Below are 14,414 nucleotides of genomic sequence, written 5' to 3'. Positions count from 1 at the left end.
CAACACTTTCTTTCTATTACACCAGATCTTTGGCACTTATTTCATCAGCCATTCCCCCCCTCTCAGCCTAAAAAGCTCTATACTTCTCTATCACGCTTTAGTACTCACGGTAAACGTCATGAGTAAGCTGAGACAACTATCCATTGCTGCCTCCTGCGTTTTCTCATCGCAAGCATTTGGTGTGCTGAGCGACTCATCTCAACCGCTCTATCAACTGAGCCTTGATGAGTTGCTGACGCTGCCAGTTGTTGGCGCGACACTCAGTGACGAAACCACGCTCACCGCCCCCGCTGCCGTTACTGCATTTAGCGATGCTGATATCGCTAAGCTAGGCGTCACCTATCTGCATGAATTACTTAACTTGATCCCCGGCTTTCAGAGCCAACGTAGCGCTGAATTTGCAAATATGTATTCTTATGCATCACGAGGTAGACGCAACGGCACCTTTTCTAAGGAGGTTTTGTTACTTGTCGATGGACGTATCTTTAACGACCCACGAAGCGGGGCAAGCAATGGGACGCTACCCATATTCCCACTAGAGCAAGTCAAACGTATTGAAGTCATTCGAGGTCCGGGTTCAGCACTGTATGGTGCAAACGCTTACACCGGTGTAATTAATATCATTACCCACAACGAAATCAATTCATTAGGCATAGAGTACGGCAACCAAACAAAAAAACTCATCGCATTGGGGTCAAAACACCGTGGCGATTGGTCATTGGATGGCTACCTCGGTTTAGATAAAAAGGATGGCGAGGTATACAACCTACCAGATTCGTTCAGCACTTCACGTGTAACCGCTGAAGACCCCTATCAAGCCGGGCACATTGATATCGGTATACGTTATTTATCAACTTCGTTTGACATCCGATACGACTACAACAACAGCGAAAACTTCTATCTCGGCGGCTCCCTAGCCGAAGGCATTAACAACGTTGAATTTGGTCAACTGCACACACGGTTAAAACATTCATTGATGATCAAACCGGATTGGGAGAGCAGTGTCGAAATAAGCTACTTAAAAAGTGGCTACACATTTGATACCCAAGGTTCGGCGCCCGGAGCATTCGCGTTAATCAGTAACCCGCCAAGCAATGCGCCGTTGCTGGCTGAAGGAAAACTCGAAGGCCATCGTTATCGAATACTGTGGCACAACGCGGCCTCATGGCGATCAGCCGATGATGTTCAATTTGGTATAGAGTGGCGGCACGAAGACGATACCCACGCGCGTGCTTACACTAATTTTAATACGGCACAGCTCGTCGCTGGCGACTTTCCTGTCGATTCTTTTACTGGGCTGGACTATTTATCACCTGCTACGCTGGAACAGGAAAGTGATATCTTAGGCGGCTACGGCCAAGTTCAAATCACCATTGGTAAGAACACGCATACCACGGTTGGCTTTCGCTATGACGATTATGATGATGCAGGCAGCCATGCCAGCCCTCGTTTCGCATTAGTGCATTTATTCAATGAAAAACACGCACTCAAATTACTTTACGGAGAAGCCTTTCGGGCACCCGCCAAAACGGAAACGGGTTTTACTCAAAACCAATTTATCACTGGAAACCCCGAACTCACTCACGAGCTAGTCAGCACCTCAGACCTAATTTGGATAAGCCACTGGAAACACACGTTTATTTCAGCGGGCATTTTTTACAATCGCTTCGAGGACCCAATTCGCGCAGGCATGTTAGATGGCCGCAGAAGCTTTTTGCAAAGCGGCGTTGAAGAAAGACGTGGTATTGAAGCCGAAATTCGCCAAGGAGTAGGGCAACATTGGGAGGCGCTTATGAGTTTTACCAAGCTAGACACATTGGATGACGCGCCTGATCTCCAAGCGACACAATTTGGCTCATTGTCGCTTCTTTTTAACTACGCTTCCTGGGACGCGAGTGTTTCTGCAACTTACCTAGGCAAGCGTCAAATGAACATTGTAGGGAACGATATCCTCGATATCGACAGCCACTGGGCGATCACCAGCAAACTGGGTCTCCAGTTCGGCCAACACTGGGGTTTTTATGTATTGGCAAAAAACCTTACCGACGAAGAGTATTTTTCTACATTCGAAGGCAGCCGCTTGAGTGAAGGCGTACCTAATAGAGGGCGCGATTGGGTTCTTGGCGCAACCTATACTTTTTAACAATTTTTGGTTGTTGTCGCTCTTTCATTACACCCGTTAATGAACTCCATCCGCTCAACACATATTACTTAAACTCAATCGGCGGTAAATCCCCATTCGCTGCATCCGTTTCGTTAACTGGTGCCTGACTACTATCTGCGTTACCAGCGCTTTTTTCCTCCATCGGCACTAACGACAAACCACCTGGCTCATTCGCTTTTATTCCCGAGGGCTCAGTGCTTGGGTTGGCACGGCTGCCAAAAGGCAAACTCGAACTCGATGGCCGCTTTGCTCCTTTGGGCTTTGCCGCCGGCTTCGCTAATTGTTGTTTTCGTTGCGCCGCTAATTGCTTCGCCAGCAAACGACACTGTTTCGCGGCCGCCTCCTTTTTCGGTAAAAGGTCTAGCGCATCCGCCATCAATCCCACTGCTTCAGGTAGCTGAGCGTAGTCTGGATGAGCTTTATGCATACCGTTGAGTAGTTTTATGGCAACCATTGCTTCGCCTTTTTCCAAACGATTTTGGGCAAGACGATGACGTGCTGATGCAGACCCGGGAATAAAATCAGGCATCACCTCGAGAACACGTCGGTAAACCATTGCCAACTGATGCTCTTCTTGACCGCGCGACAAGAAATCTAAATAGCGCGTCGCGACTTTACCTAGCACCTGCAATCGATTAGTCGCAAAAATAAATTCAAAATAATTCTTTTGAAACTCTTTATCGTTAGGGAATTGCGCTAGCGCCTTGTCAAGCAAAGCGACCACCTGATTGTAATTTCCCTCTTTCAGTTCAACATCAATGTTCGCTGCCAGACGATCCCGAGGCGAACGCGGCTCCTCAAAATCACCATGATCCTCTCGCGCATTAAAACCTAGTTCACCTTGGTATTGAAATATCATATAACCCATAATATGGAACATCACCAGCATGTAGTAATTACTGATTGCTGATTGCACGACAGCGGACAAAGGACCCAAGTTATCCCCCACCACACCACTAATACTGGCGACCGAGGCTGTCATAATCATGATAAAGCCAAGTATCAATCCGTACGGCAAGCCAATCGACGTTACTAACTTGATGATATTCGCTGGATTAAGCGCTTCATTTAAGCTATCGGTCATGCCAAAGATAATCAAAATCGCAGGCAAACCCAGTACCAGCAAAAAGCCGACTAAACCTGCCATTTGCGGCCCAAGAAAACGATAGGTTGTGCCCACCATACCCGCCATGACAATAGGGATTACCAGCATCCGCAGCAATAATGTAATGCCGCCTCCATAGGCCTCACTAATATCCGGCGCCACCAACAAACCCTGCGACGTGTTTTCCAACGCACTAAAACAATATTTTAAAAATGCCCCGGTCAACATTAAGTACCAGATGAAACCCAAGGGTAGGTAAAGCAATAGCGAACTTAATACCGCCGCGCCAACCACAACCGCAATTGCCTCAGAAGATAACGGGTAGCGAAAGCTTTCTTGCAAGCGCCGCCAAAATGGCGTTGCGTGATTCGCAGCCCCTAATGACTCAACGCCCTTGTGACAAAGAAAACAACTTTGTTTCGTGCCGTCTTCGCCTTCGTCAATACAATGATCACACTGACTCACATCGCAATGCGGACAGTGGAACGTCGCTGCGGCTGACGGGTGGTACTGGCAGAAGGTGTGCTTACCTGCTTCAATTACAGCCGACATTACACACCCACCACTTTTTTAACGAAGTTTTCATAGGCTTTTTGCTTACTGTATTCTTTCATGTCCTGTGCCACCGCCGCCATTTTTCTGGCGAGAATCGCGAGATCATTGTGCGGTGCTTTATTAGCGTAGAGCCCCTTAAATATGGCTTCAGCTAAAGAGAAATGTGATTCACTACAGAATCGCATGGCAGCTTCGATTTTATCGCGCATGTCTAACTCTTTCGCTAGTTCAGGGTTTTCTTCCCATACCTGTTTTTGCGCGGAAAGCTCACGTTCATTGTCCGCTTTCATTATTAACAATTTCTTAGCGATACGAGTGTAATCTTCGCCTTTGCTAATTTTGGTGAGGTTGTACTGCAGTCGAGCCAAACGAAAATCTAACCCATATTCTTCAATAATATCGTTAAGTGCTTTTATCGCGCTCGCAAACTGATAATTTTCGATCGCGCGATACACTTTCGATAAGCGGTCTTGATAAGGGTTAACTTTTTGATCCGTCTCAATGTACTCCTCGTTAATACTAGCGGGAAAGAACATCTGGTTAACCGCAATGAGAATAGCGCCACCGAGAAAGCCCCCCGCGTGCGCCATAAATGCAACATTGCTACCCTCATCAAAAGCGTAGCTATACAGCTCTTTGCCGATATAGAACGGCAAAATCAGCATAGCAGGCGCTCGGAAGTAACCGACGAAGACAAAAAACCAATAGAAGAATTCGATTTTTTTAAATCGAAACACTCCCAGGTACATTGCCATCACACCGGAAATTGCGCCCGACGCCCCAAGCGACGGAATCGAGCTGCCGAGATCACTCACCACCTGAGCGGCACCAGCAATAATGCCTGAGAGCAAATAGAAACCTAAAAACTTCATGTGCCCAAGAGCTGCTTCGACGGCAAAGCCACACACCAGCAAAAAAAACATATTGCCTAATAAGTGCATCACGTCGCCGTGCAAAAACTGGGAAGTAATAAAATCGATAATGCTTAATTCGGTAGGAATCAAACCAAAGCGGTAGAAACTGACCGCTTCTAAGTGACTATTGACGTCAGATCTGGCCTTCTTCCAATCAAAATACACCGCATCTGGCACCACATCTCGTTGGTTTTCCATAATGTGGCGCTTAAAATCAAAGTCGCCAAGCAGCGCCCAGCTTACATCGCCGAAGAAAAAGTCGAGTTCAGCATATTCCTCTTCACTATACTCATCTTCGCTATAGCCATCTTCACTATACACTTCGTTATAGTCATCGCCGTACTCTTCCTGCCAATAGCTTTCGTCGCCGCTGTCTATCGCAGCGCGCTCATCCACGTACTCTTGATATTCTTCGGCCAGCTCAGTTTCACCCTGATCGATCAGATACTGCTTGTAGATCGGCCATTCGATCTCCAGCAACCCTGTGGATTCGTAGGTGGTGTATGCCTGCTCAAATTTTGCGGAGTCGTTACTTTGATAGAAGAAAAAAACAAAGACGTTCAGTAGCACAATGCTGATGAGGACAACCGGGGCATGTTGCCAGTCAAAGCTCTTTTCGGTCGGTAGGATTATCATGGAGGCAAATCGATCCTTCTCTTGTTCGTATCCTCTGGCACAGTACGATCGATTGTCACGCCTCTTCCTTTACCCGTCTAGCAAATCGCCTTGCCTGAAGATGGGCACCCGATACCGCCGATGATCGGTCACCGGCTTACCCATCGGACTAACTCGCCGCCATGAGGATGACGTTACGCAGCGCATCAACCGATTCAGGGTTGATTGGCTTCGCAGCCGTTTCAACAGTAATTGACACGCTAGGTAGATCGGGAAGCCCTAGTTGGCGATGACACGTTTCGAGGTCGTTATTGAGAAAGCTGCGACCTCGGATTGTCACGCCCAAACCTGCGCCAACCGCCTCGCGAATGAAGAATATATTCTGCGCGGTAAAACTCAGCTGCCATTGAATTCCAGCCTCCTCCAGCGCGGCAAAGGCCATTTCACGATACCGGCAAGGCGCAGGGCAAAGTACTAGGGGTAAGGGTCGATCATGTTCCCAGTCAAACTGCTTACCCGCAATCCACTGTAATTGATCACGTACAATTAACTGCTCATCATCTGCTTTTGGATTGACTAATACGGCAATATCTAAGCGCCCAGAATCCAGGGCATCGCGCAACTCACTTGAGGTCCCTTCGGTTATTTCAAGTCGTACACCTGGGTGTGCTTTAGCAAAGTTAAACAGCGTGTTGGCACAGGCGTTCATAGCCAAATCTGGCAACAAGCCTATTCTCACAGGGCCACTAATAGCTGGCGATGACATGGCGCTCCACGCTTCGCTGTGGAGATCGAGAATCCGCTTGGCGTAGCGCAGCAACAACGTCCCCTCCTCCGTTAACGCAACCCCTTGGCCATGCCGCGTGAAGAGCTGACTTTGCGTCAGCTCTTCGAGGCGTTTTACACGAAGACTAATGGTTGGCTGTGCTAAACATAGGCGATCACTGGCTTTGGACAAGCTCCCTAGCTCAGCCACGGCCATAAAAGTACGCAATAGCGAGGGTTCAAAATCTGTAACGTCCATACATCTCCGTCATAGGTTATTGAAATGAGCAATACAAGAGTTTGCAATTATTAATTTGTATTATATCTAGTATGCCGTTAATGTCTGCCCAAAAATACCGGAGACGTCACTATGAAACGCTCGCTAAAACGCACCGCCTCTGCACTGACTCACTTAATCGCATTGCTATCACTCGCAATGTTACCCTTTCAACTCTTGGCTAATCAGGACACAACCATGCATACAACCGTCATTGTTAACTTTCCACTGGGTGCCGACACAACTGTTGAGCAAGCTAAAGCGTTATACGAAGCGTCAGTCCCGATGTACAAAGATTTACCCGGCCTCATTCGCAAGTACTACTTGTTTGGCGAAGGCGGCATCGGCGGTGGTGTTTATCTTTGGGAAAGCCGCGAAGCAGCCGAGGCTGTCTACACAGACGAATGGAAAAAAGGGTTAACAGAGCGCCTTGGCGCAGAGCCCACCGTTACCTATTTCAGCTCTCCGGTTATCATTGATAATGCGCAATAATCTCTTCGGGATAGGTAGCGCGCTTCAATAAAACCAATAACGCACAAGGCTAGCACGATGAGCAAACAACCTTTTGACAACAAGGCTAACGAATCTGATACGCAGCGCCGCCAGTTTTTAAAACGAGGCCTGGCAACAGGTGCCCTTGCTAGCCTGCCTAGCTGGGCTTTACCTGCACTAGCAGCTGGAGAAGAATTGATTCCATTTAGCGATATGCCAAAAGATTTTGCTCGAGGAGAGGCGCAACCCGGCGCCATGCACTTTCAGGATACACGTAAAATTTCTCGCTTTTATTCACGTAATGAAGACTTCTATGTTGTTCAACATTACGGCCAGCCCGATCTTGACCCAAACACTCATCAACTGAGCATCTCAGGCTTAGTTGACAAGCCACTGAATTTATCAATCGACGACCTTAAACAATATAAACAAGTCGAAATGGATATCGGGTTTGAGTGCGGTGGCAATCAACAGCGATTATTTCATGGGCTTATCGGTAACGCTCGCTGGAAAGGCGTACGCCTGAAAGATGTACTCAAAGATAGCAAGCTACAACAAAGTGCCCGAGAAATCGTATTCTTTGGCGCAGACGCTGGCGAAGAAACTGTTCGCGATAACAAGGTGATGCAGCATTTCGGACGCAGCTTATCGGTAGAAGAAGCCATGGAATCCAACGCCCTGCTCGCGCTCGAAATGAATGGCGAACCACTACCGTTGTTTCATGGAAAACCCGTACGCCTCATCGTGCCGGGCTGGTACGGTGTAGCGAATGTAAAATGGCTCGAGCGCATTCATGTACAAGACACGCGTTACATGGGGCGCTTCATGGCAAAAGATTACGTCACACTCAAAAAAGATCCACTAAACCCAGACACATGGGTTCAAAGTTCCGTCAGCCGAATGCACATGAAATCAGTCATCGTGCGCGCCACTCAAAATAGTGGTAGCTTTGTATTTACTGGTTTTGTCGTAAATGACGGTTCCAAACTGGATCGTGTTGAAGTCAAACTAGATAATGGCGAGTGGCAAACCGCAAAATGGCACAAAGAAAACTCCAGATATTCCTGGAAGCTGTTTTCATTCGAAACAAATAAACTCCCACCAGGAGAGCACACTATCGTCTCCCGCGTCATTGATCGCGCAGGCAATATTCAACCGACGCTGGAAGAAGCCCCTGAGAAAGCAACCTACTGGGAAAACTTTGCACAACAGCCGCGAACGTTTACTGTCTAAGATTTTCCTCGCTGTAGTCGCTTTACAGACCCCTCTCTTCGCTTACCACGAAGCAGCTGGAGCCAGCTCCACTGCTTCGTAACACAGTCATATTCAAATTGCAGAAAAACTTAGCGGGACTTGAGCGTTGTTGCACTTTAACGTTTCGACAATAAAAAGACTCGTAAAGAAAAATCCGCTTGGACCAACTAGTTGAAAGCCCTCACCTCTGTTACACCTCAACGCTAAACCTAGAATCCCGCCAATCGCCGTATAAAAGCTTTGGAATACAACCACACTCACTGACTTACTCCACAGCATCCGCACCTCAGGAACACGTCAAATCACTGATCTAATCCCCAAACTTCGCAGCCCGGGCTGCGAAACAAAGTTACAGGGCAGATAACCTACTGATAAGTAGAGATATTTATAGGCTGTAGAAACAGGCCGCGAAACAAAATACTCACAGCCAAGGCTGCTTTTCATGCTGGCGCGTTTTCCAACATAAAGCCTAAGTAGTTGTTTTTAATTGATTTAACGGTTTAAATGAGAAATCCAAAAAATAATTTCGCAGCCTGGAGATAAACAGCCAAGGCCGCAGAATAATACTGCTATATTTTTGAGAAAGCATGAAGCTACATATCACAGGGAATGCAGGTTCAGGAAAAACGACATTGGCTAAAAAATTAGGCCATGCTCTCGGAATACCAGTCGATAGTTTGGATAGTGTGGTTTGGAAAGAGGGGTGGGTTGCCGCTTCAAAAGAGGAGCGGGCTATAGGCGAGCAGCAGCTAATTAATCAAAACCAGTGGATAATTGAAGGGGTGTCGAAAACGGTTAGAGAAAGCGCAGACTATGTAATATTTCTCGATGTACCGAGGCATATCTGTATATTTCGCTGTTTTAAGCGCAATGTTTCCTATATGTTTAAATCTCGTCCGGAGCTTCCATCTAACTGTCCTGAAATCCGAATTATTCTAAGGTTGCTAAAGTTAATTTGGATGTTTCCATACTTAGCAAAACCAATAATTTTAAAATCTGTGGAACATAAAAAAGGTATTGTGTTTAATAAGGTAGCGGATGTAGAAGACCTTATTGCTAGTGTCAAAGCTTCAGTTGGGTAAGAGTGGTGGGTAAATATAACAAGGCCAATCAGCATCGCCCACTTCGTGGGCTGGACAGCTTACACTGCGCATCGTTTGTGTTCGTTTCGCTCATTGTTTCACAAACGGTGCTCCATGTAATCTGCCGCTGTTGGCGGCGTTAATGGTTCATCATGCATCAGGAAGATAAAGAAAGAAAAGCAATTGCCGCTACAGCAAAGAAGGTGCTCGCACTGCCTACAATATTATTATTAGTCTCGATAATCTTACTTTTTAGCGCTGAGCAGTAATGCTTTCACATTGTATTTAAGGGAATAACTTTAGCCCTATTCGGCTCTATATTTATTCTATCTACAACCCCTTTTCTAGTGCATGGCGTTATCCTTGGAGCATCCGCAATGCAAAATGGCTCTCTTGTAGGCATTTCTATTGAGACTCGCGCAATTAGGTTTAAAACTGATCCAGTTAGGTTTGTATTTGCACTTGCTTTATTTTGGGGGCTGGGGTGTTCTTTATTTCAGGGGGAATCTATTGGTTAAATACGCTGTCGGCACTCAACCAGTAACAATGCGAGGTTGTCGCGTTCGGCTGAGACAACGCAAAATATGCGCTGTGAAATAGCAACACTTGGCGTTATATGTAATCGAGGATGAAATCAATATCTAATGAAACACGAAGTTGAGGAAAAGTTTAAAGACTATCCCGCGTCAATAAGAAAGAAGCTCGAAACGATAAGGGATTTGATATTGGCAGCGGCCAAAGAGAGTGGTCTTGGTGAAGTTGAAGAATCGCTGAGATGGGGTGAGCCAAGTTATCTGGTTAAGGGCGGTAGTGCTGTGAGGTATGACTGGAAAAAAAATTTTCCTGACCAGTACGCAATCTATTTCAATTGTAATACTAAGTTGGTAGACACGTTCAAAGAGTTATACGGCAACAAATTTCGTTTCGAAGGGAATCGAGCAATTGTCTTTGGGGTAAAAGACTCTCTTCCTAAAAAAGAGCTAAAACACTGTATCAAGATGTCGCTTACGTATCATAAAGTCAAGCATTTACCACTCTTAGGAGGGTAGCAAATGACAGCGTGTAGCAGTCCGCAGCGATCACTCTTTCCGAGATTTCGGGTGTAAAGGCCTCTCATGTAGCCGAAGTGCTCGATTTCCACGATGTAATGCATCCTTTTCTTAGTTAGTACAGTGTTAATTTAGCGCTCTACTATACATTCGAAGATTATCTCGGTATAACCTAAGCCCTGCTTACAACGTCATTTATAGGTCACCTTCACCATGATCGATTCGAAGAGTTTTTGGGACAAAATAGCCACTCGCTACGCGAAAAACCCTGTTCGTAATGAAGAGGTTTATGAAAAAAAGCTAAGCATTACGCAAGGCTACTTCAAGCCGGATTGGAAAGTATTTGAATTTGGCTGCGGGACTGGTAGTACTGCCATTGTTCATGCGCCTCACGTTGGGCAGTTTCTCGCTTCCGATATTTCACCAAACATGATTGCGATAGCAGAAGAAAAACGCATTGCGGCAGGGCTTGATAACCTGTCATTTTTAGAAGGAACGTTGGAGTCACTAGCGTTAGAGCCCAATAGTTTCGATGCCGTTTTGGGCCTGAACATTTTGCACCTGCTCGATAATGTCAATGAAACAGTTGCAAGTGCTTATCGGCTCGTTAAACCCGGCGGCATCTTCGTCACCAGTACAGCGCTAATTGGTCACATCAATCCTATTTTTCGCTCATTTATTAAGGTTATGCAGTGGTTTGGTAAGGCGCCATTTGTAAACACTTTTGACAAGCAGACATTACTAGCTGCGATGACAGATGCGGGATTCACTATTGATCATGAATGGCAACCCGGGAAAGACTCGATTTTTATCGTCGCTAGAAAACCGTTGTAGAGAATGTTAATGCGATTTTATTCAGCGTTAGTTGGTCTTTCGCTCGAAGCGATGAGCATGCTACTCCTTTTCTGGGATGGGGTCCCTCCAGAGTTGCAACTGAGTACGTCGCACAGTTTATTGATGGCGGGCATAGGTCTGGCGTTAATGATCTTTGGCCGCCATTATTTATTGCATTGGATAGGTTATAGCCTGTCCGGTAGCAACGATACAGATTAGCCGTCATTACTCGCCACTTTACATAGCTTTTGTTTCACCACTCTTCTTTAGCACCTCATTAGTTTGTAGTATTAACTAATTCGTTTTATACAATACAACAATAATGTTTCGCGAAGGAAAATCTGCATGGCCAAGCTAGTTTCCCTTTTGTCTTTGTTTTACCGCTCGACGCTATGCGTCATCCCGCTGATTTGCATACCTCACGTTTACGCAGAACCATGGCATCTGGGCTTTGTTGTCGAGTATTACGAACTCGCCCACTACTATGGCAGCGACAGTGTACAGCGCGATCTACCCGGCACCGATTGCCCGCAGGGCACCAACCCAGACAATGACTGGCCTACGATTCTGACAACGCCCTACCGCACGCGCGCTGAAGCCATTGCAGCACTGGACCCTGAGCGGGTCGACGAGCGAACGCGCGGGCCAAATGGTTACTCTCTCTATTACAACCGCGGCCCCAACCGCGAAAATGTTTATGATAATCCCACGGTTTTGCCTGACCCGGGCATGTACGAGGTAGAAGGTGATATCGCGTTTGGTTTTAATCTCGACGGTGATGAGTCGACAGGATTTACTGGCGTTAATGGCGTGCCAGGTGTCGATAATGCGTTCTATAAATCCTCGGGCTGTGTTTTGCGTTTTCGCGGTCAACCGCGGGAAGCCGGTACGGGTAAAAACTCTAACGACTCAATGCATGATGGCGCGTTTACTATTGTTATGCTGTTGTCAGGAAACGAATCGCCGATGAATGACAGCAACGCGAAGTTGGGTTTTTACCTCTCTAAAGACGATATGGTTAAGGATGCCAATGGCGATATTGCAGCGGATTACTCGTTTCGCATCGACCCTGACACACGCTTCCAAGATGTTTCATCAGTGCGCATAAAAGACGGTATCGTTACCAATATTTCACCAGAAACATTAACGCTAAGAGATTTTTACGCCCCTGCGTTTTACCCTAAAGAATTAGTACTAGAACAATCACAATTTCAATTTGAGCTGAAGCCCGATGGTTCTCTATTTGGTTATATGGGCGGTTACCGCGATTGGCGAGAGCATTACCGAGGGACTGCGGGCAATGGTCGCAGTGCTGTTGGCGCGATTCACGAAGTGGTTGGAAAAATCAATTTACCGGCTTGGTGGTATTCGTTGCGCCGCAATGCGGATGGCTTGCCTGACCCAGAGACAGGCGAGATGCGCGGCATATCAACAACCTATGCCATTACTGCACTTCCCGCCTTTGTAATCTCTCCAAATGGACAGCACGAACAAGCGCTTGCTCAATCTATTCGGTAGCGACCATTGCGGTAGCCATTGCTATAGGCAAAACCGCTACCGCTTTTCACTTAGTCGTTAAGCAACGTTTGCAGCCAATTCATTATCGATTTGGTCAGCTCGCTTCGCCGCTGGACGACTCTGCGCTCGCTCGACATATTCCACAAACACCGGTTTCGGCTCAATTTGCTTTTGCGCTATGTGCCACCCCAACATACTGCTTAGCAGAAGATCGGCTACCGTAAACGAATCACCACAGACATAGGGCTTATCGGCTAACAGTTGTTCAAGCGTGCGAAAGACATCACTCACCAAGCCACAACCAATGGATTGGGCACGCTCTTGATTAATTTCCCAATCGAATACAATCGCGTTCATTGCCATTTCCAAAGGGCCTGCAACAAAGAATAACCAACGGTAGTATGCCGCTCGCTCAGGGCTGTTGACCGCGGGTGCTAAGCCTTTGTCAGGGAACTGATCGGCGAGATAAGCACAAATCGCGGCCACTTCAGTCACCACCGTATCGCCGTGAACTAAGGCAGGCACTTTGCCCATCGGGTTAATGTTCAAATACTCTGACGATTTAATACTGCCCCCGTATTCCATGATTTGCTCTTGGTAGTCCACGCCAAGCTCTTCCAACATCCAGCGGGCAATTCGGCCTCGTGAAAACGGGTTGGTATAGAGGGTGATCGGCTGTTGAGTCGTTGTCATGGTATATCTCCTTTTCGCGTTTTGAAGGTTTTTACCCACACAGGTTGGGGTTACTGCAAAGAATAAGTGCCAACTAGGCTGTTTTACGTCCTAATTAAACAGTAAAGTGATCATTCCTTATTAACGGCAGAGAATTCGCCATGTCCCGCCCTACCGTTCGCGTACTTGCTCTACTAGAACTGCTGCAATCCCACGGCCGATTGAGTGGCGCAGAGATCGCACAGCGTTTAGCGGTGGATCGACGTACCGTTCGCCGCTACATCACCACATTGGAAGATCTGGGAATTCCCATTACCACCGAACAAGGGCGGTACGGCGGCTATATGCTGGTGGCAGGCTTTAAATTACCACCAATGATGTTCACCAATGAAGAAGCTCAAGCCATTACCCTGGGTTTAATAGCGGCGGCGCAGCTGGGGCTTGAAGAAGGCACGCCAGCGATTGCTTCTGTGCAATCGAAGTTGGAGCGCGTGATGCCGGTTAACCTCAAGCAACGCGTGCGCGCACTGGGTGAAAGCATCAATATTGTATTGCCACATGCTGAGACACTAGGAAACGGGGTCGTGCTATCGCGCTTAACCAATGCGGCACAATATCGTGAAAGCGTCGAACTCCGTTATCAATCCAAACAAGGTGATTCAACACAGCGCATCATCGACCCATACGGGCTGGTGTACCGCTTCCACCGTTGGTACGTGTGTGGCTTTTGCCATTTACGCCAAGAGCTACGGACATTTCGTATTGACCGGATTCTCAATGTCACCTTGCTTGAGCAGTCATTTGAGCGGCCTATAGTTTTTGATGCGGCGGAGTTTCTCAACCATAGTATTATGCAGGCACCTCGAGTACATTCTATTAGCCTGCTGTTTCACACTGACCTGGCGACGGCCTCCAACTCGATGTGTGAAGTAGAAGCCTTATTGGAACAACGTACAGATGGCATACTGCTACGCACCACCACCGATAGCTACGATTGGCTGGCGAGTTGGTTAGTATCATTGCCGTTTGACTTTACAATAGTTGAACCCACCGAGTTAAAACAAGCACTGCGCCAACGCTTAGAAGCTTTAGAGCGGTCGACTCGATAACAAAAAACA

At 47.1% G+C, this 14,414-nt stretch carries 13 protein-coding genes; 9 read left to right on the top strand and 4 right to left on the bottom strand.

Annotated features, from left to right (window positions below; translation table 11 throughout):
• Positions 1–118 precede the first annotated feature (118 nt).
• Positions 119–2,143, top strand: coding sequence for a TonB-dependent receptor plug domain-containing protein (locus tag ACZ5NB_RS00625; protein ID WP_460230876.1), 2,025 nt, complete (start codon positions 119–121; stop codon positions 2,141–2,143).
• Between the two features lie 64 nt (positions 2,144–2,207).
• Here the strand turns inward: ACZ5NB_RS00625 and ACZ5NB_RS00620 are convergent, their stop codons facing one another.
• The 3 genes from ACZ5NB_RS00620 to ACZ5NB_RS00610 form a co-directional block, all read right to left on the bottom strand.
• Positions 2,208–3,821, bottom strand: coding sequence for a tetratricopeptide repeat protein (locus ACZ5NB_RS00620; protein WP_460230875.1), 1,614 nt, complete (start codon positions 3,819–3,821; stop codon positions 2,208–2,210).
• A complete protein-coding gene (locus ACZ5NB_RS00615) occupies positions 3,821–5,374 on the bottom strand; it encodes a rhomboid family intramembrane serine protease (RefSeq protein WP_460230874.1) in 1,554 nt (517 codons plus the stop codon). The genes ACZ5NB_RS00620 and ACZ5NB_RS00615 overlap by 1 nt, the downstream gene beginning before the upstream one ends.
• A 148-nt stretch (positions 5,375–5,522) precedes the next feature.
• Positions 5,523–6,377: a LysR substrate-binding domain-containing protein gene (locus tag ACZ5NB_RS00610; protein ID WP_460230872.1), complete on the bottom strand. Its 855-nt coding sequence runs from the start codon at positions 6,375–6,377 to the stop codon at positions 5,523–5,525.
• A 111-nt stretch (positions 6,378–6,488) separates the two neighbouring features.
• On the opposite strand from ACZ5NB_RS00610, the gene ACZ5NB_RS00605 reads away from it, so the two are divergent.
• The 7 genes from ACZ5NB_RS00605 to ACZ5NB_RS00575 all read left to right on the top strand — a co-directional run bounded on the left by ACZ5NB_RS00605 (position 6,489) and on the right by ACZ5NB_RS00575 (position 12,624).
• Complete coding sequence (locus tag ACZ5NB_RS00605; RefSeq protein WP_460230871.1) at positions 6,489–6,887, top strand: hypothetical protein; 399 nt, start codon at positions 6,489–6,491, stop codon at positions 6,885–6,887.
• Between the two features lie 57 nt (positions 6,888–6,944).
• Positions 6,945–8,120: a sulfite oxidase gene (locus ACZ5NB_RS00600; protein ID WP_460230869.1), complete on the top strand. Its 1,176-nt coding sequence runs from the start codon at positions 6,945–6,947 to the stop codon at positions 8,118–8,120.
• 608 nt (positions 8,121–8,728) lie between these two features.
• A complete protein-coding gene (locus tag ACZ5NB_RS00595) occupies positions 8,729–9,223 on the top strand; it encodes a P-loop NTPase family protein (RefSeq protein WP_460230868.1) in 495 nt (164 codons plus the stop codon).
• Positions 9,224–9,867: 644 nt separating this feature from the next.
• Positions 9,868–10,272: a DUF1801 domain-containing protein gene (locus ACZ5NB_RS00590; protein WP_460230867.1), complete on the top strand. Its 405-nt coding sequence runs from the start codon at positions 9,868–9,870 to the stop codon at positions 10,270–10,272.
• Positions 10,273–10,485: 213 nt separating this feature from the next.
• Positions 10,486–11,106, top strand: coding sequence for a class I SAM-dependent methyltransferase (locus ACZ5NB_RS00585; protein ID WP_460230866.1), 621 nt, complete (start codon positions 10,486–10,488; stop codon positions 11,104–11,106).
• 9 nt (positions 11,107–11,115) lie between these two features.
• Positions 11,116–11,325 carry a hypothetical protein gene (locus tag ACZ5NB_RS00580; protein ID WP_460230865.1) on the top strand — a complete coding sequence of 70 codons (210 nt, stop codon included), beginning with the start codon at positions 11,116–11,118 and terminating at the stop codon, positions 11,323–11,325.
• A gap of 126 nt (positions 11,326–11,451) precedes the next feature.
• Positions 11,452–12,624, top strand: a complete 1,173-nt coding sequence (locus ACZ5NB_RS00575) for a hypothetical protein (protein ID WP_460230863.1) — start codon at positions 11,452–11,454, stop codon at positions 12,622–12,624.
• A 57-nt stretch (positions 12,625–12,681) separates the two neighbouring features.
• Here the strand turns inward: ACZ5NB_RS00575 and ACZ5NB_RS00570 are convergent, their stop codons facing one another.
• Positions 12,682–13,317 carry a glutathione S-transferase family protein gene (locus ACZ5NB_RS00570; RefSeq protein ID WP_460230862.1) on the bottom strand — a complete coding sequence of 212 codons (636 nt, stop codon included), beginning with the start codon at positions 13,315–13,317 and terminating at the stop codon, positions 12,682–12,684.
• Positions 13,318–13,457: 140 nt separating this feature from the next.
• Here ACZ5NB_RS00570 and ACZ5NB_RS00565 point away from each other — a divergent pair, with 140 nt between their 5' ends.
• Positions 13,458–14,405: a helix-turn-helix transcriptional regulator gene (locus tag ACZ5NB_RS00565; protein ID WP_460230860.1), complete on the top strand. Its 948-nt coding sequence runs from the start codon at positions 13,458–13,460 to the stop codon at positions 14,403–14,405.
• Positions 14,406–14,414 lie beyond the last annotated feature (9 nt).

This window comes from Aurantivibrio plasticivorans (assembly GCF_055392955.1).
Note: the sequence above shows the minus strand (reverse complement) of the source record. Positions and strands in the feature narration are given on the sequence as shown.

Bases quoted from the DNA above. Each gene is read 5' to 3' on its own strand.
- ACZ5NB_RS00625 (WP_460230876.1), top strand. From the start codon at position 119: ATGAGTAAGCTGAGACAACTATCCATTGCTGCCTCCTGCGTTTTCTCA.
- ACZ5NB_RS00620 (WP_460230875.1), bottom strand. From the start codon at position 3,821: ATGTCGGCTGTAATTGAAGCAGGTAAGCACACCTTCTGCCAGTACCAC.
- ACZ5NB_RS00615 (WP_460230874.1), bottom strand. From the start codon at position 5,374: ATGATAATCCTACCGACCGAAAAGAGCTTTGACTGGCAACATGCCCCG.
- ACZ5NB_RS00610 (WP_460230872.1), bottom strand. From the start codon at position 6,377: ATGGACGTTACAGATTTTGAACCCTCGCTATTGCGTACTTTTATGGCC.
- ACZ5NB_RS00605 (WP_460230871.1), top strand. From the start codon at position 6,489: ATGAAACGCTCGCTAAAACGCACCGCCTCTGCACTGACTCACTTAATC.
- ACZ5NB_RS00600 (WP_460230869.1), top strand. From the start codon at position 6,945: ATGAGCAAACAACCTTTTGACAACAAGGCTAACGAATCTGATACGCAG.
- ACZ5NB_RS00595 (WP_460230868.1), top strand. From the start codon at position 8,729: ATGAAGCTACATATCACAGGGAATGCAGGTTCAGGAAAAACGACATTG.
- ACZ5NB_RS00590 (WP_460230867.1), top strand. From the start codon at position 9,868: ATGAAACACGAAGTTGAGGAAAAGTTTAAAGACTATCCCGCGTCAATA.
- ACZ5NB_RS00585 (WP_460230866.1), top strand. From the start codon at position 10,486: ATGATCGATTCGAAGAGTTTTTGGGACAAAATAGCCACTCGCTACGCG.
- ACZ5NB_RS00580 (WP_460230865.1), top strand. From the start codon at position 11,116: ATGCGATTTTATTCAGCGTTAGTTGGTCTTTCGCTCGAAGCGATGAGC.
- ACZ5NB_RS00575 (WP_460230863.1), top strand. From the start codon at position 11,452: ATGGCCAAGCTAGTTTCCCTTTTGTCTTTGTTTTACCGCTCGACGCTA.
- ACZ5NB_RS00570 (WP_460230862.1), bottom strand. From the start codon at position 13,317: ATGACAACGACTCAACAGCCGATCACCCTCTATACCAACCCGTTTTCA.
- ACZ5NB_RS00565 (WP_460230860.1), top strand. From the start codon at position 13,458: ATGTCCCGCCCTACCGTTCGCGTACTTGCTCTACTAGAACTGCTGCAA.